This window comes from Pseudoalteromonas sp. DL2-H2.2 (genome assembly GCF_021532535.1).
Lineage (GTDB): Bacteria > Pseudomonadota > Gammaproteobacteria > Enterobacterales > Alteromonadaceae > Pseudoalteromonas > Pseudoalteromonas rubra_A.
This window is the reverse complement of sequence record NZ_JAKGBD010000009.1, coordinates 88,782-107,315: the sequence shown is the minus strand read 5'-3', so window position 1 is coordinate 107,315 and position 18,534 is coordinate 88,782. Positions and strand designations below refer to the sequence as shown.

The 18,534-nt window shown below is 50.7% G+C and carries 16 protein-coding genes; 4 read left to right on the top strand and 12 right to left on the bottom strand.

Annotation, left to right across the window (positions count from 1 at the left end; translation table 11 throughout):
* Positions 1 to 17: 17 nt before the first annotated feature.
* Both L1285_RS15810 and putP read right to left on the bottom strand, forming a co-directional pair.
* Positions 18 to 194: a hypothetical protein gene (locus tag L1285_RS15810; RefSeq protein WP_235413145.1), complete on the bottom strand. Its 177-nt coding sequence runs from the start codon at positions 192 to 194 to the stop codon at positions 18 to 20.
* Between the two features lie 385 nt (positions 195 to 579).
* The gene (gene putP, locus L1285_RS15805; protein WP_328285048.1) at positions 580 to 2,058 is read right to left on the bottom strand and encodes a sodium/proline symporter PutP; all 1,479 of its coding nucleotides are present in this window, start codon (positions 2,056 to 2,058) and stop codon (positions 580 to 582) included.
* Between the two features lie 271 nt (positions 2,059 to 2,329).
* Between putP and L1285_RS15800 the strand changes: the two genes are divergently transcribed.
* Together L1285_RS15800 and L1285_RS15795 are read left to right on the top strand one after the other, a co-directional pair.
* Positions 2,330 to 3,553 carry an EAL and HDOD domain-containing protein gene (locus tag L1285_RS15800; protein WP_235413144.1) on the top strand — a complete coding sequence of 408 codons (1,224 nt, stop codon included), beginning with the start codon at positions 2,330 to 2,332 and terminating at the stop codon, positions 3,551 to 3,553.
* 183 nt (positions 3,554 to 3,736) lie between these two features.
* A complete protein-coding gene (locus L1285_RS15795; RefSeq protein WP_235413143.1) occupies positions 3,737 to 5,776 on the top strand; it encodes a TonB-dependent copper receptor in 2,040 nt (679 codons plus the stop codon).
* A gap of 137 nt (positions 5,777 to 5,913) precedes the next feature.
* Here L1285_RS15795 and L1285_RS15790 read toward each other — a convergent pair whose 3' ends face one another.
* The 10 genes from L1285_RS15790 to ccmA are packed head-to-tail and all read right to left on the bottom strand — an operon-like array spanning position 5,914 to position 13,646.
* The gene (locus tag L1285_RS15790; protein ID WP_235413142.1) at positions 5,914 to 6,645 is read right to left on the bottom strand and encodes an MlaA family lipoprotein; all 732 of its coding nucleotides are present in this window, start codon (positions 6,643 to 6,645) and stop codon (positions 5,914 to 5,916) included.
* Complete coding sequence (gene ccmI, locus L1285_RS15785) at positions 6,646 to 7,920, bottom strand: c-type cytochrome biogenesis protein CcmI (RefSeq protein WP_442960509.1); 1,275 nt, start codon at positions 7,918 to 7,920, stop codon at positions 6,646 to 6,648.
* Positions 7,917 to 8,390, bottom strand: coding sequence for a cytochrome c-type biogenesis protein (locus tag L1285_RS15780; protein WP_235413141.1), 474 nt, complete (start codon positions 8,388 to 8,390; stop codon positions 7,917 to 7,919). Before L1285_RS15780 ends, ccmI begins: the two co-directional genes overlap by 4 nt.
* Positions 8,387 to 8,959, bottom strand: a complete 573-nt coding sequence (locus tag L1285_RS15775; RefSeq protein WP_130245198.1) for a redoxin family protein — start codon at positions 8,957 to 8,959, stop codon at positions 8,387 to 8,389. Before L1285_RS15775 ends, L1285_RS15780 begins: the two co-directional genes overlap by 4 nt.
* Positions 8,959 to 10,914, bottom strand: coding sequence for a heme lyase CcmF/NrfE family subunit (locus L1285_RS15770; RefSeq protein WP_235413140.1), 1,956 nt, complete (start codon positions 10,912 to 10,914; stop codon positions 8,959 to 8,961). Before L1285_RS15770 ends, L1285_RS15775 begins: the two co-directional genes overlap by 1 nt.
* Position 10,915: 1 nt before the next feature.
* The gene (ccmE, locus tag L1285_RS15765) at positions 10,916 to 11,395 is read right to left on the bottom strand and encodes a cytochrome c maturation protein CcmE (protein WP_235413139.1); all 480 of its coding nucleotides are present in this window, start codon (positions 11,393 to 11,395) and stop codon (positions 10,916 to 10,918) included.
* Complete coding sequence (gene ccmD / locus L1285_RS15760) at positions 11,392 to 11,595, bottom strand: heme exporter protein CcmD (protein ID WP_054015643.1); 204 nt, start codon at positions 11,593 to 11,595, stop codon at positions 11,392 to 11,394. Before ccmD ends, ccmE begins: the two co-directional genes overlap by 4 nt.
* 2 nt (positions 11,596 to 11,597) lie before the next feature.
* Complete coding sequence (locus tag L1285_RS15755; RefSeq protein ID WP_125720824.1) at positions 11,598 to 12,335, bottom strand: heme ABC transporter permease; 738 nt, start codon at positions 12,333 to 12,335, stop codon at positions 11,598 to 11,600.
* A gap of 1 nt (position 12,336) precedes the next feature.
* A complete protein-coding gene (gene ccmB, locus L1285_RS15750; RefSeq protein ID WP_235413138.1) occupies positions 12,337 to 13,023 on the bottom strand; it encodes a heme exporter protein CcmB in 687 nt (228 codons plus the stop codon).
* Positions 13,023 to 13,646 carry a cytochrome c biogenesis heme-transporting ATPase CcmA gene (gene ccmA, locus L1285_RS15745; protein WP_125720822.1) on the bottom strand — a complete coding sequence of 208 codons (624 nt, stop codon included), beginning with the start codon at positions 13,644 to 13,646 and terminating at the stop codon, positions 13,023 to 13,025. The genes ccmB and ccmA overlap by 1 nt, the downstream gene beginning before the upstream one ends.
* 104 nt (positions 13,647 to 13,750) lie before the next feature.
* Here ccmA and L1285_RS15740 point away from each other — a divergent pair, with 104 nt between their 5' ends.
* Positions 13,751 to 16,321 (top strand): flagellar hook-length control protein FliK, encoded by a 2,571-nt coding sequence (locus tag L1285_RS15740; protein WP_235413137.1) that lies wholly within the window; start codon positions 13,751 to 13,753, stop codon positions 16,319 to 16,321.
* Between the two features lie 124 nt (positions 16,322 to 16,445).
* Positions 16,446 to 18,440, top strand: coding sequence for an amidohydrolase (locus L1285_RS15735; RefSeq protein ID WP_235413136.1), 1,995 nt, complete (start codon positions 16,446 to 16,448; stop codon positions 18,438 to 18,440).
* Positions 18,441 to 18,534: the final 94 nt, after the last annotated feature.

Below are 18,534 nucleotides of genomic sequence, written 5' to 3'. Positions count from 1 at the left end.
GGCCAAAACCCTACTATTTACCCACTAACTAATTTCGCAGCTTCAGGAGAAAAACGTTGAACGCGAGGCTGCGCACCGCTTCCTCCGCTATTTCCACCAGACACTAACTGGGCATTTGTATCAATCAGGCTCAAGGCTCTGTCTGGTTGGATTGTGTTTGACTTTTTCTTCAAGCGTTTAGTAAAAAACTTCATTTTTTCCGTCCTTCTGTAATTTTTTAAAAGGACCACCCACACAAGGTTGCACACATGTTAACCTTATTGCCATATAGTAACAAGCATTAATTGTCATAAATTCACTTGATTGCGGATGATCTCGTACGCCATGAGCATGCCAAAAGCTCACTACTGACCTAATCATGGTATTGCCCATGATAAGGAAAATTAGAAAAATTGGAACAACAAAACGGCGGGTTGTGCTGCGTTCTGGTTGTAAATCAGGCTGCGAAACGCGGAAATATGCCTTTGTTTAAGCCTGGCAAGCATATCTGTATCAAGCTGGAAACAACCTTTAAATAACACACAAAAAAGCCGCAGCCTGTATAGCTGCGGCTTTTACAATTAACAAAGCAGACCACACCTACAGCGCCGTTTGCATTTCCTCGAACTTATCTGTGATCTCAGTACTGGGCTGCGCTGTGGCTAAACTCACTGCAACAATTGCAATGGTCGCAGCGATAAAGCCCGGCACAATCTCATAGATAAGGGCACTCAGTGGCTGACCATCAATGGTCACAGGTCCATAGATCCAGAATAATACCGTGGCAGCCCCTACAACCATACCAGACAGCGCACCCGCAAAGTTCATGCGCTTCCAGAACAGGCTGAGCAGTACCAGTGGGCCAAATGCGGCGCCAAACCCGGCCCAGGCATTACTGACCAGGCTCAGAATGGTGCTATCGCGATCATAAGCCAAATAAATGGCACACAGTGATACCAGTGCAACGCTGATACGGCCAACCAGCACAAGCTCTTTGTCTGAGGCGTCTTTACGCAGGAAGATTTTATAAAAATCTTCGGTTAATGAGCTGGAGCTCACTAGTAGCTGCGATGAAATGGTACTCATAATGGCTGCCAGAATCGCAGCCAGTAAGAAACCGGCGATCAGCGGGTGGAACAACAACTCAGATAAGATCAGGAAGATGGTTTCAGGGTCTTCAACCACAATACCATTTTCATGGGCATAGGCCGCACCGAACAAACCTGTTGTAATGGCACCAATCGTCGCTACCAGCATCCAGCTCATACCAATGCGGCGTGCGGTTGGCATGTCTTTCACGCTGCGCACCGACATAAAGCGCACAATAATATGTGGCTGACCAAAATACCCCAAGCCCCAGGACATGGCAGAAATGATACCGATTGCACCGCCTGCCCCAATCCAGGTAAGCATCTGCGGGTTAATATCATTGAGCGTTACACTGAGCGGGTTATCCAGCAGTGAATAAGTCACGGCTGGCACTAAAATTAACGCCAGGAACATAATACAGCCCTGCACAAAGTCGGTCAGACTCACTGCCAAAAAGCCACCAAACAGCGTATACAAGACCACCACACCAGTTGTGATATACAGGCCGGATTCGTAGCTCATGCCAAACGAGTTTTCGAACAGCTTGCCGCCGGACACCACCCCAGCAGATGTATACAGAGTGAAGAAAATAATGATCACCAGCGCGGATACAATACGCAGCGCATTGCCTTTGTCTTCAAAGCGATTAGCAAAGTAGTCAGGAATGGTGATCGCATCGTTTGCCAGCTCGGTGTACACGCGCAGGCGCGGTGCCACTAGCAAATAGTTTAAAAATGCGCCAATGACCAAGCCTATGGCTATCCAGGTACTGCTGAAGCCACTCACAAACATAGCGCCGGGCAGACCCATCAGGATCCAGCCACTCATATCTGAGGCACCCGCAGACAGGGCCGCGACACTGGGTGGCAAGCTGCGGCCACCTAACATATAACCCGACACGTCGCTGGTTGACTTACGATACGCATACAGTCCGATACCCAGCATGGCGATGAAATACATGGCAAGAGAGATCATAGTGCCAGTTTCCAAAATTACCTCCTTTAGTTCGGGCTCCTCTCCACAATATCAGATACTGTTATGTTGTTAGCTGAGATTGGGACAAAAGCCATTGCGAAAGGTCCACTATAACATGGCAAAGATCACCACCCAAGTTACACAAGATGAAGTGAGCATGAATTGAGCGCAGTCCCACTCATACCTTAATACCAAAAGCTGAAACAAGCTGAATTAGTTAATGAAATATGCCTGAGATTGACTTATATTGTTGTGCAGTAGAAGTATTCAGTCAGGTGTATCTTTCATGTATTTTTATGCCGCCAGGCAGCCAATCCTAAACAAAAACAAAGAACTCGTGGGCTATGAGCTGTTATTTCGTGACGGTTTGGACAATGTCTTCCCGGAAATTGATGGCTCAGAGGCAACCTCCAGGTTGATTGAAGGCAGCCAGTTTAACTTTGGCCTGGAAGATTTAACCGATAACAAACCCGCCTATATTAACTTCACGCTGGAAACCCTGCTGAAAGGCTATCCAACCATGATGGGGCGTGAGCAACTGGTGGTAGAGATTCTTGAAACGGTGCAGCCGGGTAAGCGCCTGCTTGGTGCAGTGCAAGATCTCAAAGCAAAGGGCTACACCATAGTTCTGGACGATTATCAGCACCAGAAGGTTTGGCGACACTTTTACCCGTTCATCGATCAGATCAAGATAGACATGCTGACCACAGATGTGGCCACCATTGAAGAGATCAAAGAAGCCATCGCGCCGTTCAAGAATATTGAGCTGGTTGCCGAGAAAGTCGAAACCCATGAGCAGTACCAACAGGCACTGGAGCTTGGGTTTAGCTATTTTCAGGGCTTCTTTTTCGCTAAACCCGAGGTGGTACAAAGCAAAACCCTGCCCCCTTCTGAGATGGCGCTGGCGGAGCTGCTGTACGAAACCTCCAGTGTCGATGTTGATTTAAAACGCATTACTCAGGTATTCGAGCGCGATGTTAACCTTAGCTATAAACTGCTGCGTTACTCCAATTCCGCCGCATTTAAGCGCCGCGCCGAAATCTCCACCATCAAGCAAGCGTTGGTCGTGTTGGGAAATCAGGAGCTTAAAAAGTTTCTGTCGTTGCTGTTTGCCTCGCAAGTGTCTTCAGAAAAGCCGCTGGAGCTGGTACGCCTGTCACTCACCCGCGCACGCTTTGCCGAGCTGCTGGCCATTAAACACCATAAGCTAAAGGACACCGGCATGGCCTTTTTGGCAGGTATGATGTCGCTGATGGATGCCATTTTGGATGAAAGCATGGAAAGCGTAATGAGCAAACTACCGCTGGCCATTGAGATCAAAGACGCGTTACTGAAACAAGAAGGCCTACTTGCAAGCTATCTAACGCTGATCAAACTGTACGAGCAGGCCGACTGGCAAGGCGCCAATGAAGCGGCAAAGCAACTGAGCCTGGACCCGGACCTGCTGCCCGATTATTACCATGAAGCGCTGCAATGGTGCGACCAGCAAATGGAAGTCATGGCAATCTAGCCCTTTGGCGGATTAAACCCTTTAAATACAGCCACCACTCGGTGGCTGTATTTGTTTTAGGTCAATGTTTTGTGTCATCCCTTGCTAAATCCGCTGAAGTGCGACAATTTGTCACATCCCAGGCGCTTGTCTGACAAGTAAAATTCCTCTCAATAAAAACGTGAAAACACTTTGGGATGGATCATGACCAGAAACCTTATTTGGCTTGCAATAACCGCCGCTTTTTCTGCACACAGCCAGGATATGCACACAGACAACCTGGAGCGCATCGTTGTTATCGCGCCTATGCATAGTCCTTTAGACATTAAAACCGACCCAAAGGCACCCAGACAACCTTTACCCGCACAGGATGGTGCCGACTTGTTATCCAGTATTGCCGGTTTCTCTTTGGTTAAAAAAGGCGGTGCCAGCAGCGATCCTGTGTTTCGTGGGATGGCCGGGTCGCGCCTCAATATTATTACCGATGGTGGCCTGACCCTCGGTGGCTGCGGCGGCCGCATGGACCCGCCCACCGCCTACATCACACCGCAAACCTACGATACCCTGACCGTTATCAAGGGCCCGCAAACCGTATTGTACGGTCCGGGCAATAGCGCCGCCACGGTGATTTTTGAGCGTGAATCGGAACGCCTTAGTGAGACAGGCTGGCAAGGCTTTGCCAATGCAACCCTGGGCAGTTTTGGCAAGCGTATGGTGAATGCTGATGTAAAAGGCGGCACACAAGACTATTACGCACGAGTTGCCGCCAGCAAGAGCGACGCCGACGATTATGAAGACGGCGAAGGCCAGTCCATTCACTCCGCGTATGATAAGTGGAACCTGGACTCAGAATTTGCCTACACCCCGGATGATGACAGCCTCTACAGCCTGAGCCTTGGGCGCAGCGACGGTGAGGTCGCCTATGCCGACCGCATGATGGATGGCAGCAAATTCGACCGTAATCACGTCGCGCTCAATGTTGAGCTGGATGAACTCTCCGCGTTTGCTCAGGCATTAGAGGCCAACGTCTATTACAACCACATTGACCATATTATGGACAATCATAGCCTGCGCCCCTTCACGCCCAACATGATGATGAAGAACCCCACTTCATCCAACCCAGATCGTCGTACCTGGGGTGCCAAGCTGATGCTAACCTCTACCATCAATACACAACACACCCTGAGCTATGGATTGGATCATCAGCAAAACCGTCACCGTACTCGTGTCAGTATGAACCAGCCTGAGATGCCAGTAGAATCTATGCCGCGCCGCGACAACGCCGAGTTTAAACAAACAGGATTATTCGGTGAGCTGGAGTACGCACTGAGCACACAAGGCCCAACACGCAGCCAGTGGGTGAGCGGGTTGCGACTTGATGACTGGTCTGCGACCGATAAGCGCCAACAACTTGGCTCCATGATGATGCCAATGACCAACCCAACGGCGAACGAAACACGTGATGACACCCTGTGGAGCGGATTTACGCGCTATCAGGTCCAGCATGAAGACATGAGCTACTATATTGGCGCAGGTCACAGCGAACGCTTCCCAGATTACTGGGAGCTAATGGGTGGCGGACGTCGTGGCGTGGATAGCCTGAGTGCTTTCTTATTAGAGCCGGAGAAAACCAATCAGCTGGATATCGGCTGGATGCTGCAAAAATCTACGATGACCACCTCCGTCTCGCTGTTTTACAACCGTATCGATGATTATCTGCTAACCGACAATCGCTATGAGGTGATGGATAAAACACTGGCTGTGACCCGCAACATTGACGCCCAGACCATGGGTTTGGAAATGGAAACCCGGGTTGAGCTCAGTAAACGCCTGAATTTCACCACCAGTATCAATTATGTGCGCGGCAGCAATAAAACGGATCATACGGCCCTTGCACAGCAGCCTCCCCTGCAGGCTCGCTTTGCCATGGATTACACACTGGATAAGTGGCAAGTGGGTGGTTTATGGCGTCTTGTTAAAAGCCAGAACCGCGTTGCCATCGGTCAGGGCAACATTGCAGGTCAGGACGTTGGGCCCAGCCATGGCTTTGGCACACTGGCGCTGAATGCGTCTTATAGCTACTCTGATGAACTGCTAGTGAGTTTCGGCGTCGATAACGTGCTGGATAAGGCTTACGCAGAACACCTAAGCCGCGCCGGCGCTATGGTCAGCGGCTATGCGCAAATAGACAAAGTCAACGAAGCAGGCCGCACCCTGTGGGCCAATGTGAACTGGCGTTTCTAATCTCATATTGTCTGGAGCCTGACTCTATCAGGCTCCTTCTACCACCGAAGTAGCTCGCTCCCGCCAAAAGAGTGCTGATGCTATGCAAGCAAAGATAAAAAAACCGGTCAGTGAATGCTGACCGGTTTACTATGAGGTTACAGATTCTCGAGGAAATCCTCATCGAATTCCTCTGGCTCCTCCTCGACGGGCGGATTGCCATCATGGAGTTCATACAGCTGGCGCTGAAAATACACGTCTTTGAGGAAAATATACGGGTCGAGCGACTCGTTAAGGAGCTTTTCCTGTGACATCAGGCTGGCCCTTGCCTCAACGGCACGCAGGGCAAATACCAAAATGGTCTGAGGCGTAGACAGTGCAATCTCTGGCAGCACAACATTATCGACAATGTCACCGGTGAGATTACGCGCTGTTGAAGGCCCATAACCTGGGATCATCAGATAAGCGCCGTCACCGACCCCCCAAACACCGAGCGTCTGACCAAAGTCTTCGTCTTTGTGTTCCAGGCCCAACGATTTAGCGACATCAAACAGGCCAAAAATCCCCACCGTTGTATTCACCAAAAAACGTGCAACATTAACACCCGCATCACCAGGTTTTGCCTGCAGGGCCGCGTTAACCGCGTCCGTAGGCGCTGCCAGGTTAGTGGTAAAGTTTACCAGGCTGCTGCGGACCGGTGCCGGTGTGATGGCAATATAGCCTTTCGCAGCCGGGCGCAGGATATAGGCATCCAGTACATCCATATTAAAGTCATACAACGGTCGGTTGAGCGACTGTAGTGGATCCCGCGGATCTTGTTTTTCTTCGGGGACTTGCGCACACCCGGATAAAATTAGCGCCAAAGCGGCGCCAACGAGTTTTTTATACATTTAGCTTCCTGTGCTGGTTATAACACGACTGATAGTGACCGAAACCTGCTGTGCTTCCGGGGTCATCGTAATGGTCTGGGTCACGCCTTCTAGCTCACCGCTTTGCAATCCCACATTGCCGTCTGCTGAAATACGCGCTGTAACAACCACTTCTTTAAACCCAGACATTTTCAGGTTAGGCATCATCGCCATACTATCGTCCAAGTTGACACTTAATGGCAAGTTAAAATCTGTAAGTTTGGCCACCGCCAGTGGCATAGGCGGGCCCTCTGCGGCTTTAGCAAAGACAAATAGCGTCGCATTTTCAGGGATTTTATCCTTCAGCTCATCAGCAAGCGTCACCGACACCTGCAAACCATCCGCCGGCATCGCAGGTTGTGTCGCTTGTACTGTGCTCAGCTTGTCGTCCAGATCGGCGATACGCTGCTTGATCATTGCATAACGCGGGTCGTCCTGCGTCATGCTCGCAAGCAAGACTTCGAAGGCCGCTTTAGACTCTTTCCAGTCCTGACGCTCATAGGCAATCAACGCCAGCAGAGAAATCGCATCGATATTACGAGGCTCACTTTGTAGCACCTGAGACAACATGCGGGCAGCGCGGTTCATCGCGTTTTCAGAGCCCTCAACCAGCAGCGCCTGGGCATAGCTGACCTTGACATTGCTGTTATTGGGTTGCATTGCCAGCGCTTTATCAAACGCCTGCATGGCCATTTCAAAGTCATTCAGCGACATTGCAACACGGCCTAACAGCATCCAGGCAACCGCGTCATCACCACTGTTTGCCAGTTTAGTACGCAAGCCAAGCGCAAACGCCTGAAGCTCATTTGGGCTCAGTGGCTCACCCGTTTGCATCACCGCACGCTGGCCATACTCGGGCAGCATATCAACGGCTTTATACCAGTCGGCAATTTGTTTTTGGCTGCCGGTAAAAGAGTAGAATACCGCACTGACGACCAGCAGGAATGCCACACCTGTGGCGGCAAGCACCAGGTTATTACCACGTGTATCCAGCGTGCGCTCCGGTGACAACTCGTTCAGCAGTCGACGCTTGAGCTCCAGCACAGATTCATCGTGGCTGCTTTGGTCAATACGCTGATTGGCCAGCTCTTCTGCCAGCTCCTGTAAACGCTGCTGATAAATGTCTATGCGCTCGGCATTGGCATCATGGTCCACAGCCACCAGCTTGTCACGACGGAAAAACGGCATCACCACAAACAAGCCTGCCAGCACAGTCAGAAGCGCAAACATGCCCCACATTTGCATCATGTCATTCATGAAGTACGCTCCTTACGCTGGCTTTGTTTAATTAGCTCAGCCAGTTTTTGTTCATCTTCCGGACTCCAGCTTTGTTTACGTGCAGCTTTTTTCTGTCTGAATACAATAAAGCCAAAGCCCAGCACCAGGATCACCACAGGCATTACCCACAATACAATGGTGGCCGGGGTAACGGGCGGCTGGTAATGAACAAAGTAACCGTAGCGGTCAATCATAAAGTCGATGACTTCTTGCTTAGATTTACCTTCCTGAACCATGTCCAGCACGCGGTCGCGTAAGTCTTTGGCGACTACCGCATCAGAGTCCGCAATGTTTTGGTTCTGACACTTAGGACACCTTAGTTCCTGCACCAGCTCTTTAAAGGTCTGCTCTCGTTCGGCGCTCTTGAACTGGTATTTGTCTTCAACAGCATGGGCACTGAGCGACCACAGGCCTGCCAGTAATACCAATGCCAGCATTAGTTTTTTCATGGTTGCAACTCCTGAATTGCCGGAGCAAATTTGCTGCGCCATACGCGCGGATTAATGTCGCCGGTGTGGTGCAAAATGATCTTACCGTTTTTATCTACCAGGAAAGTTTCCGGCGCGCCCGAAACCCCCAGATCCAGCGCCAATGTGCGCTCCAGGTCGAGGATATTAAACTGGTAAGGGTCACCTGCGCGAGACAGCATTTGCTGTACGTCGGCACGCAGGTAGTCTATGTCGAATTGATCGCCAAAGTCGGGATCATAGGCTTGCTCGTAGTACAAACCGATGATCCGCACGCCCTGCTCACGCAGCTCGGTCAGATAACCCAGCTCCGCAATACAGGTCGGGCACCAGGTGCCCCACACGTTCAACAGGTACACCTCTCCCAGCAAGTCCTGATCGGTCCAGCGCTTTTGCTCATCCATCAGATCAGGCAACTCAAACGCCGGCATGGTGTGACCCAGGCGGCCGGTTTGCAGCTCTCTGGGGTTACCAAACAAGCCTTGATACAAGAACACACACAACAATACAAAGATCAGCAGTGGCACCAGGCCTAAAAACTTCTTATTCATTATGCGTGCTCCACAGAGGGTTGCTTACGGCGACGATAACGCTTATCGGCCAGGACAATAAAGCCCGCCAGGGAGATCAGAATACCGCCCAGCCACATCCAGCGAACGTAAGGTTTATGATAAATACGCAGTGACCAGGCACCATTACCCATGGACTCGCCCAGCGCCAGATACAAATCACGGAAGAAGCCATCGTCAATTGCCGCTTCGGTCATAAACTGCATACCCACATCGTACAAACGTTTTTCTGCATGCAACAAGGTGACATACTCGCCGTCCTTAAATACGGTTACTTCACCGGCATGGCCGCCATAGTTAGGGCCACGGATCTCGTTTACGCCTTCAAAGCGATACTCATATTCATTCAACGTTGCGGTTTCACCTTTTGTCATCACCACTGAGCGTTCAACAGAATACGCTGACGTCAGGGTTACACTTGCAATCACAAATGCAATACCTACATGGCCCAGCACCATGGCCCAATAGCTCATGCCCAGACGTTTCAGACCCTGAGCCGTGCTTGGGTGCACACTGACTTTTTCAACCAGGTCAACCGCAGTGGCGATACAGATCCACACTGCCAGTGCAGTCGCCAGATAAGTCAGCGTGCTGATGTCATCAAAGCTGGAGAACAGCCAGGCGCTGGTGATCACAATAGTGGCAACAAAAATAGCGGCCCACTTTTTAGCCAGTGGTGGCAACTTGTTTTGCTTCCAGCGCAACATAGGCGCAATACCCATCAAGATGGCAAACGGCACAATCAGGATGGCAAACATCTGGTTAAAGAAAGGTACACCAATCGAGATAGAACCCAGCCCCAGCTCTTTATGGATCATTGGCAAGAGCGTGCCCAGCAATACAATCAGGGTTGCCACAACCAGGAAGATGTTATTCACCCACAAACCGACTTCGCGTGACACAAGCTTATAGCGACCTTCGCTGTACACCTGGCTTACGCGCAGCCCGTAGAGTGCGAGACTTCCACCCACCACTAAGGCGAGGAAAGAGAGAATAAACAAACCACGATCGGGGTCAGTGGCAAACGCGTGTACCGATACAATGATACCGGAACGAACGATAAAGGTGCCTAACAAGCACAAGCTAAATGCGGCGATAGCTAATAAAACAGTCCAGGATTTGAACACGCCGCGTTTCTCTGTAATAGCCAGCGAGTGCAGGAGTGCAGTTGCCACCAGCCAGGGCATTAAAGAGGCATTTTCAACCGGATCCCAGAACCACCAGCCGCCCCAGCCTAGTTCTGCATAAGCCCACCAGCTACCAATGGTAATACCTAAAGTTAAAAAGCCCCATGCGGCCATAGTCCAGGGACGCGACCATTTAGCCCAGGTGTTATCCAGCTTGCCAGTTAACAGAGCGGCAATTGCAAAAGAGAAAGACACAGATAATCCCACATAGCCCATATAGAGCAAAGGCGGGTGAATGATCATCCCAGGGTCTTGCAGCAGCGGGTTCAAATCGCGGCCTTCTACCGGGTAGTACGGCAGTAAACGCTCAAACGGGCTCGACATCCATAGGGTGTATAGCATAAAGCCTACGCCCAGGAAGCCCAGCACCCCGAGTACGCGCGCGCGCAGTACCCAGGGCAGAGATTTAGACATCATGGCGACCAAAGCCGTCCAGCTTGCCTGCATCACCAGCCACAACAGGATAGCACCTTCATGGCCACCCCAGGTCGACGTGACCTTGTAATACCAGGGCAGCGTGCTGGAAGAATGATGCGCAACATAAGCCACAGTAAAGTCATCGGTGAGTGTGATATAAATCAATACACCAAAAGAAAACAAAACCAGCAGACACTGACCCACGGCCAGTGAAGGCGCTGTACGCATCAGGCGTAAGTTGCCGGTATAAGCGCCCCAGAGAGGAAAAATACACAACAGCAGGCTCAGGCCCATGGCCAGAACCAATGAAAAATAACCTATCTCAGGGATCATACTAGTTCTCGCTGTTTAAATTATATTTGGGTTTTTCGTGCTTGATCCCTTTCACGGCCTCAGCTATCTCGGCTGGCATATACTCTTCGTCGTGTTTTGCCAGCACTTCAAATGCTTCAATGACATTAGGTTCAACCAGTGTGCCCTGTGCAACAATACCCTGACCCTCACGGAACAAATCAGGCAAAATACCGTGGTACTTGATGGTAACCATAGGGCCGGTGTCAATAAGCTTAAAGGTCACATCCAGAGACGTTTCTTCTCGCTCCACACTGCCAGGCACAACCATGCCGCCGATGCGCAGCTTCTGGCCGATATAAGGTAGCTCTTTATCTGGACCCTTGCCTTCTATCAGCTCGCTGGGCGTATAAAAGAGGTTAATATTTTCTTGTAACGCATACAGGGTCAGACCAACTGCAGAGCCAATGCCGAATATCACGGCCAACACGGCAAATAAGCGTTTTTTACGTCTTGGGTTCATGCTTTGGCCTCCTCTTGGGCCTGCTTGATACGTGCTTCACGCTTCATTTGTGCATCAACTTCACGCTTAATACGCTTGGCATCGTTTAACGACGCCCATACCAAGCCCAGCAGGATAAAGGCACAGCTACCAAACGATAACCAGACATAAAAGGCGTAACCGCCCATGTGAAAAAAGTCACTCAAAGATTCAAACTGCATACTTAACCTCGACTAACCAGCTGGCGCACCCAGGGGCGGTGCTTCTCGACCTGAAGGATCTCGTTTTTAAGACGGACCAGTGACAGCGCGCCAACAAAGGCGGCAAACCCTAAAATATTGATAAGCAACGGCCATAACATAGACGGGTCGATGGCAGAGGTATCAAACTTGGTGATGGTTGAGCCCTGGTGCAGCGTGTTCCACCACTCAACAGAGAAATGAATAATCGGCAGATTGATCACCCCAACAATGGCCAGAATACAGGCCGCTCTGCCACCAGATTTTTTGTCCTCAAAGGCGTGATACAAAGACAGTACACCAAAGTACAAAAACAACAGGATCAACTCAGATGTTAAGCGCGCATCCCATACCCACCAGGCACCCCACATAGGTTTACCCCAGGCCGCGCCCGTGATAAGGGCAATGGCGGTCATCGCCGCGCCTACCGGCGCAATGGCAATCACGGCCAGTTCCGCATTACGAATTTGCCACACCAGCGCAACGATTGCGGCAATGGCCATAGAAGAATACGCCCCCATCGACAAAATAGCCGAAGGCACGTGAATAAAGATAATGCGATAGCTGTCCTTTTGCTGATAATCGGCCGGGGCAAATGCCAGGCCCCAGATCCATCCTACGGCGATACAGACCGCCGTCACTGTAACAAAGTACGGAAGCAAGGTGTTACACAATTGGTAAGCACGCTCCGCTTTTGCATAGGGATGTAACCACTTCCACATTTTAACTTACACTCACTCTTAAAGCTGACGATATGGCAATTGGCGCCGTGACAATGGCAACGGCCAGCATGGCACCAAGGATCGCAAGTTGTCCGCCATAAGCGACCGACATAATGGCGGTATCAATGGCAGAGGTTGCGAAAATCAGAACCGGGATATACAAAGGCAAAACAAGCAGACTCATCAAAATACCGCCCTTTTGCAGACCCACGGTTAATGCGGCGCCTATGGCGCCAATAAAACTTAATAACGGCGTTCCAATCAACAAAGTCAGAATGGTTGCGCCCAGTGCCTGGCTGTCGAGGTTCATCAACAGCGCAAATAACGGTGCCATCAGCACCATAGGCAATCCGGTGATGGTCCAGTGCGCGGCTACTTTGGCCAGCACAGACAAAGACATAGGATAGGGTGAAGCTATCATTTGCTCCAACGATCCGTCGGCATAATCATCGCGAAATAGCTTGTCCAAACCCAGCATGGTCGACAGCAACGCGGCTACCCAAATGATACCTGCAGCCATGCGCCCCAGCAAGGCCGGTTCGGGTCCAATTGCCAACGGAAATAACGAAATGACTATCAGAAAAAACAGAAGAGGGTTTACGATTTCGGCGCGTTGGCGAAAAGCCAAAGTCACATCTTTACGATAAACAGCGACAAATAAATGCCAGTAAGAATGCTCAACCTTCATTAATGGCGGTACTCCAGAGCCAGGGTTTTCAGGGAGCTGAACTGAGTTGTCAGATCCTGGTGGGTAGTCAGTAAAATAGCGCCGCCATTTGCCAGGTGCGATTCAAACTGCTGTTGCAGCAGCGCGACACCTTTTTTGTCGAGCGCAGTAAAGGGTTCATCGAGGATCCACAGGCGGGCTTTATTCAACCATAGCCGCACCAGCGCGACCCGACGTTGTTGACCTGCGGAGAGGGTTCGCACGGGGACATCTTCCAACCCAACCAGGCCAAGCTGGCCTAGCAGCGTATAGATTTCTTCTTCGTCTGCCCCGTAACCGTGCACCTGTAACCAGTACTGGACGTTTTCATAGGCAGTCAGTTGCTGGTTTACACCGGTTTTGTGTCCGATAAACAACAAAGACTCGGCGAAAGTGTCGTAATCCCGGCTAATGTCCTGCCCTTCAAAACAGATCTGGCCTTCGTCGGCACGGGCAAAACCCGCGATAATACGTAATAAAGACGTTTTACCTGCACCATTTGGGCCTTCAACTTGCATGATCTGACCCGCCTGAAGCGAAAAACTCAATGACTCAAATAAACAGCGGTCCTGTTTTACACACGTGACGGACTTAATCTCTAGCAAGGCGCGACTCTCTGACGCTAAAAAATTGGGCGTTAGTCTATCATAATGGTAGGGTAATACGAATAATTGGATGCGACCGATCAACGAAAATTTGATTTAAAATAATGAATAAGCCGACGATTTCTATTCAAAACAATGCACATTTGGCCACATCACAGCTGAATGAACGCGGGTCATCAGCAAACCCGACCGCAGCGACCGAACAGACCTTCAATGCCCGCAACTTGGTGATCAAACCCGACAGCATTCAAATGGAGGTGACGATAGATGGCCGCTGGCAAGGCGTACGACTGGCCAGTCAGAGCCAGTTGCAGCAGCCGCTGAAATTACCCGAAGCCGAGGTTAAGCTCAGTGCCGACGGCACACTGCTGACGGTCAGCACCTCAGAACTGAAATTACAGATCAAACCCGCGCAAACTTTGCTGAGCCTGCTGAGTCTGATCAAAGGGCTTGGCGGGCAAAGTGCGTTGCAGCTAGATGCGCAGCTTAAAGGCAGCAATCAATCCACCTTAATGCTGGAAAAAATCGGCCTGGCACTGCCTGTTCCCCCTGCCCTGGCAGACTTACTCAAACAAGAGAATAAACTCGTTGCCAATCTCAGTGCACGGCAGAATAACTTGCTGCTACAGATTTTTAATGCCTTTGGCGATGAGCTGATGAAAGCGCCAGTTAGTAAGCAAAAACTAACTTCTTTACTGGCGCAACTTGGCAATCAAGAGCAACCCAAGATTAAGCTTGGCCGCAGCAGTGCCACATTGCAGCTTGCCAACCAGCAGGTTGAAGTGAAAACCCCTGAAGCCCAGAGTGCGCTGAAGCTCAACAGCTGGTTCAATGCTCAGCTAAAAGCCCAGCCGGACGGGCTGCAAATCGGCGTAGCCAGGCAATCAACTGAGGTAAAACTGGCCACACCTTTACAGCAGGCCCTGCCCAAACTGGCCACACAGCGTTTCGCCGCCGAGCTGGAAAAAGCCATTAGCCCTGCAACGGACAGTAAATCGACGCTCAGCTATGATAAACCTTTGCTCAACGTATCAATGGCAGACATTAAACAGACGGTTAAACAAGCTCTGGGTCAGCTACTGTCCAGGCCCTTTTTCAACACCAAACAAACTCAGGGTTCTCAAGCGCCGACTGCCACTCAGCCGCCAACCACAGCTGCAAAATCACCCAATGCGACTTTACCTCAGATTGCTGCCAACAATGCCGCGCTGGTACTAAAAAGCATGACGCCGGTACACAGCCAACCTCTTTTACAGCTACTGGATAACGTAGAGCAAGTATTTACTAACATCACTAAGCAAGCTACACCTAAAGGTAACGTTCAGGCCCCTTTATCAACTCCAAGTAGCCCAGTCGCTGAACGCAATAGCGGCTCGGCACCAGCCGGGGCGACACCACAAGAACCCGGTAAAATCAGTAAGGCTTTGTCACAAGCATCTGCCCCAATGCCGACCCTCGGCTCTGCTGCCACAGCCAAAGATGCGCAGGCGCTCGCGCCTGGGACAACAGACAAACCCGCTGTTGCCTCGCAGCCGTCCAGCGCGTTTACTCAACGCCTGGCGATACTTCAACAAGTATTCGCTGCCGTGGTTCCTCAACAAAAGCCTTACAGCGCACAGCTTATAAACCCTCAGTTACAACAGGCACTGAGTGACGAGTCGGCAGCTAAACCCGCTGACAACCTGCCAAGCCAAACGAGCTCGACAAAAGCTGAGCAGGCTGAATCGGCCAAACCCAGTTTATCTTTACCAATCGCCCAGATTTTGAGTAAAACACTACGCCAGATAGAGGCAACACCGACACAACCTGGCCCCCCACTGCAACAACAGCTCAGTGAAACCCTGTCTGCGACACAGCAATTTCGCAGCCCCCAATCAGCAGACCTGATGCGCCTTGTGCATCAGGCCTTTAGTAAAATGATGGACGAAACGCGCCACTCCCCGGAGCAGGTCAGTCATGAGCTGTTTGCGCGGTTGCCGGCGCTTGCCAGCCAGATCCAACCCGCTTTGCCCAACAGCAGCTTTGCGCAAGCACTGGACAAGCTCATAGTGACTTTGCTCGGTACTCAGCTTACTGCCAAAGCCCAGGACTTACCGCAGCAAACCAGTCCGGAGCAGCGTGTTGCGGCCCTGGTCGAAACCCTGCAACCCGGCACTAAACTCTCATCTCCCGGTCAGTTTATTCAGGCGGTGACTCAGCAGGCTCAGTCTCGTCTGATGGACGACCTGGCACTGTTGCAAAACAATCTGGCCAACAATGCCAGTCCGCCGCCGCTGGCGCAAAAATTCGATAGCGAAAGCCAGTTGTTGATCAATTTATTTATGCCTCTCAAATTGCCGCAGGAATGTCGCCAGAGTGAACTACAGATAGGCAAGTATAAAAAACCCGCCAAAGCCAATATGCCGGAAAAACAAGTGTGGTTTGTGCGGCTTAACTTCGATTACGCCAAGCTTGGCCAGTTAAGTGTACAAGCGGAGCTGATGGACAAAGCCGTCGACTGCGAGATTGTTGGCGACAGTGCGTCGGTTTGCCAGCTGGCCCAGCCCCATCTGGATGCACTGCGCAGCAAGCTGGCCGCACATGGCCTTCAAGTTGGTGAAATAGAGCTGCGCGAAGATGCCTCTCAGGTAAAGCATTTTTACGACAGCCACGCCATCGTGAGTATTCAGGTGTAACCCAAATTTTACTCGTCAGGATCATGGCATATCCGGGCAGCTTTCACTTTTGACCATATGTTCTACAGTTGTAGCGCAAGTCTGACTTGCCTAACACTACATCACATATGCAAAGGAGAACGCTATGTCTTCGCACCACCCGCACCTTGGCTGTGCCTGCTGTAACTACCAATTGTTTGGCCATGCCGTACAAAGCGATAATAACCAATCAGATAACGGGATTTTCAATCTCGATAAACTACTGATTGCCGCAGAGCATTACATAGATGATTACATTGCCAATCAGTTTGTCAGGCCCCCTCAGCAGCACAAGATTTTTTACGGCGGTACTATTCGTACGCTCGAAAGCGGTGATGTAAACAAAACCGTTGAAGCCGTTGTCATCGAGCATGGACAGATAGTTCATACGGGTAGCCTGACTGACTGTCAAAACCAGTATCCACACGCCGACTCTGAAGATTTACAAGGGGCTTGCATGTTACCCGGGCTGATTGAACCCCATGTTCATTTGACTCCCACAGCATCTTTTAACGCCTGGCTGCAGCTCGCACCGTTCAGAGAAGGAGTAGAAAGTGGCGGTGATAACAATGATCAGTATTTAATTGGCAAAGACTACAACAAGAAGTCAGTGTCAGCGCTGTTGCTCAAAGCGGCAAAAGCACTCCCCTCTCACCGCAAATGGCTGCTGGCGTTTGGGGTTGACCCCAGCCAGTTTAACCCTATCACCACAACGTCTGCAGACGGCTCTGTCAGTCCAACGCCCTGGGAGGACTTCAACTGTACTGAGCTGGACGACATCAGTAAGCAGGCATGCTCAGGCAAAGACGATGATATTTGTATTTTTATTATGAATGCATCTGGCCATGTCGCTTACGTCAACACCAATGCGCTTGAAGCAGTGCAACGCGCGCAGCATGCAAGCAAGCCGCCCGTCAACGAAAATGGTATCTTACTTGAATCGGATCAAATTGGCCCGGTGATCAAAGTTGCGCTGGAGCAGTACTTTGTAGAACACCCTCAGGGCATCACTGAGCTGTTTGGCAATTTACAAAAGATCTTTAAGCTTGCTTTATCACGCGGTGTCACCCTAATGTGGGACGCGGCTCTCGGTGCGTCTTTGAAAAACGCTGAGTTGGAGATATTGAGTAAAATGGCCAGCAGCGGCCTAGCCGGGTTGCGCCTTGGCGGTGCATTATTCTATACCTCGGCTGATCAGTGGAGCAAAATCACGCCAACCGAGCCCAGCCATTATCATACGGACTGGTTCAATATTGCCCATGCCAAAATCGTCAGCGATGGCTCTAACCAGGGATTGACCGGATATCAGCTCACCAAATATCAATTCCCGGACAGCAACATTAACGATGAATTCCCCTATGGTGTTTGGAATTTCAATCCGCCGGATGGTGAAGCGGATCATCAAGTCGAATCTCCGTTTCTGGCGCTGGTGAGTGAGTTAGACACGCGCGGCTGGTCTTTGATGATCCATGCTAACGGCACACATGCCATAAACAATACCATCATGGCGTATCGTGATGCACTCCATAACCAGGAAAAAGCGGGACTGGAAAAACGCCATCGCATAGAGCACGCTTCTTTACTGAGCGATCAGAACCTGGCTGATATGGACTATCTTGGCCTGTCGCCAAGCTTTTTGATAGGACATGTGGGCTACTGGGGCTATACCTTCAAGCATAAGGTGTTTCCTCAGCAATCGGTTGTTGAACATCTGGATCGCACCGCCTCTGCGACTCAACATGCACTGCGCTATACCCTGCACAGTGATCACTTTGTTTCACCCATTGGCCCACTGCGTATGATGGAACAAGCCGTCACCCGTATGATGGAAGACGCCCCTGAGGAAGCCTATCAAAATGGCCACCCTCCTGTGCTCAATGAGCAAGAATGTGCCACCATGGCTCAGGCCCTGCGCGCTGCAACCTATGATGCAGCGTGGCAATGTCATATGGACCACCTCATCGGTGAACTGGTGGTTGGCAAACAGGCCGATCTGGTTATTCTGGATGAAGATCCCTTAACACGTCCTGCAGTCGGACTGAGAGATGTGCCTGTCCGTCAGACCTGGGTAAATGGCAGATTGTGTTATAAACCAATTTAACTTAATACCTGTTCAATTTGACGGAGCAAATATGACGCTAACTGTGTTAAAAATTTCTCATTTAGAATAACTAAATAGCGAAATTTTTGCCTTG

Excerpts from the sequence above, each read along its gene's own strand:
- ccmD (WP_054015643.1), bottom strand. The coding sequence starts at position 11,595 with ATGCAGTTTGAATCTTTGAGTGACTTTTTTCACATGGGCGGTTACGCC.
- ccmB (WP_235413138.1), bottom strand. The coding sequence starts at position 13,023 with ATGAAGGTTGAGCATTCTTACTGGCATTTATTTGTCGCTGTTTATCGT.
- L1285_RS15790 (WP_235413142.1), bottom strand. The coding sequence starts at position 6,645 with ATGTATAAAAAACTCGTTGGCGCCGCTTTGGCGCTAATTTTATCCGGG.
- L1285_RS15770 (WP_235413140.1), bottom strand. The coding sequence starts at position 10,914 with ATGATCCCTGAGATAGGTTATTTTTCATTGGTTCTGGCCATGGGCCTG.
- L1285_RS15795 (WP_235413143.1), top strand. The coding sequence starts at position 3,737 with ATGACCAGAAACCTTATTTGGCTTGCAATAACCGCCGCTTTTTCTGCA.
- L1285_RS15800 (WP_235413144.1), top strand. The coding sequence starts at position 2,330 with ATGTATTTTTATGCCGCCAGGCAGCCAATCCTAAACAAAAACAAAGAA.
- L1285_RS15740 (WP_235413137.1), top strand. The coding sequence starts at position 13,751 with ATGAATAAGCCGACGATTTCTATTCAAAACAATGCACATTTGGCCACA.
- ccmE (WP_235413139.1), bottom strand. The coding sequence starts at position 11,395 with ATGAACCCAAGACGTAAAAAACGCTTATTTGCCGTGTTGGCCGTGATA.
- L1285_RS15810 (WP_235413145.1), bottom strand. The coding sequence starts at position 194 with ATGAAGTTTTTTACTAAACGCTTGAAGAAAAAGTCAAACACAATCCAA.
- L1285_RS15780 (WP_235413141.1), bottom strand. The coding sequence starts at position 8,390 with ATGAAAAAACTAATGCTGGCATTGGTATTACTGGCAGGCCTGTGGTCG.
- L1285_RS15755 (WP_125720824.1), bottom strand. The coding sequence starts at position 12,335 with ATGTGGAAGTGGTTACATCCCTATGCAAAAGCGGAGCGTGCTTACCAA.
- L1285_RS15775 (WP_130245198.1), bottom strand. The coding sequence starts at position 8,959 with ATGAATAAGAAGTTTTTAGGCCTGGTGCCACTGCTGATCTTTGTATTG.
- ccmI (WP_442960509.1), bottom strand. The coding sequence starts at position 7,920 with ATGAATGACATGATGCAAATGTGGGGCATGTTTGCGCTTCTGACTGTG.
- L1285_RS15735 (WP_235413136.1), top strand. The coding sequence starts at position 16,446 with ATGTCTTCGCACCACCCGCACCTTGGCTGTGCCTGCTGTAACTACCAA.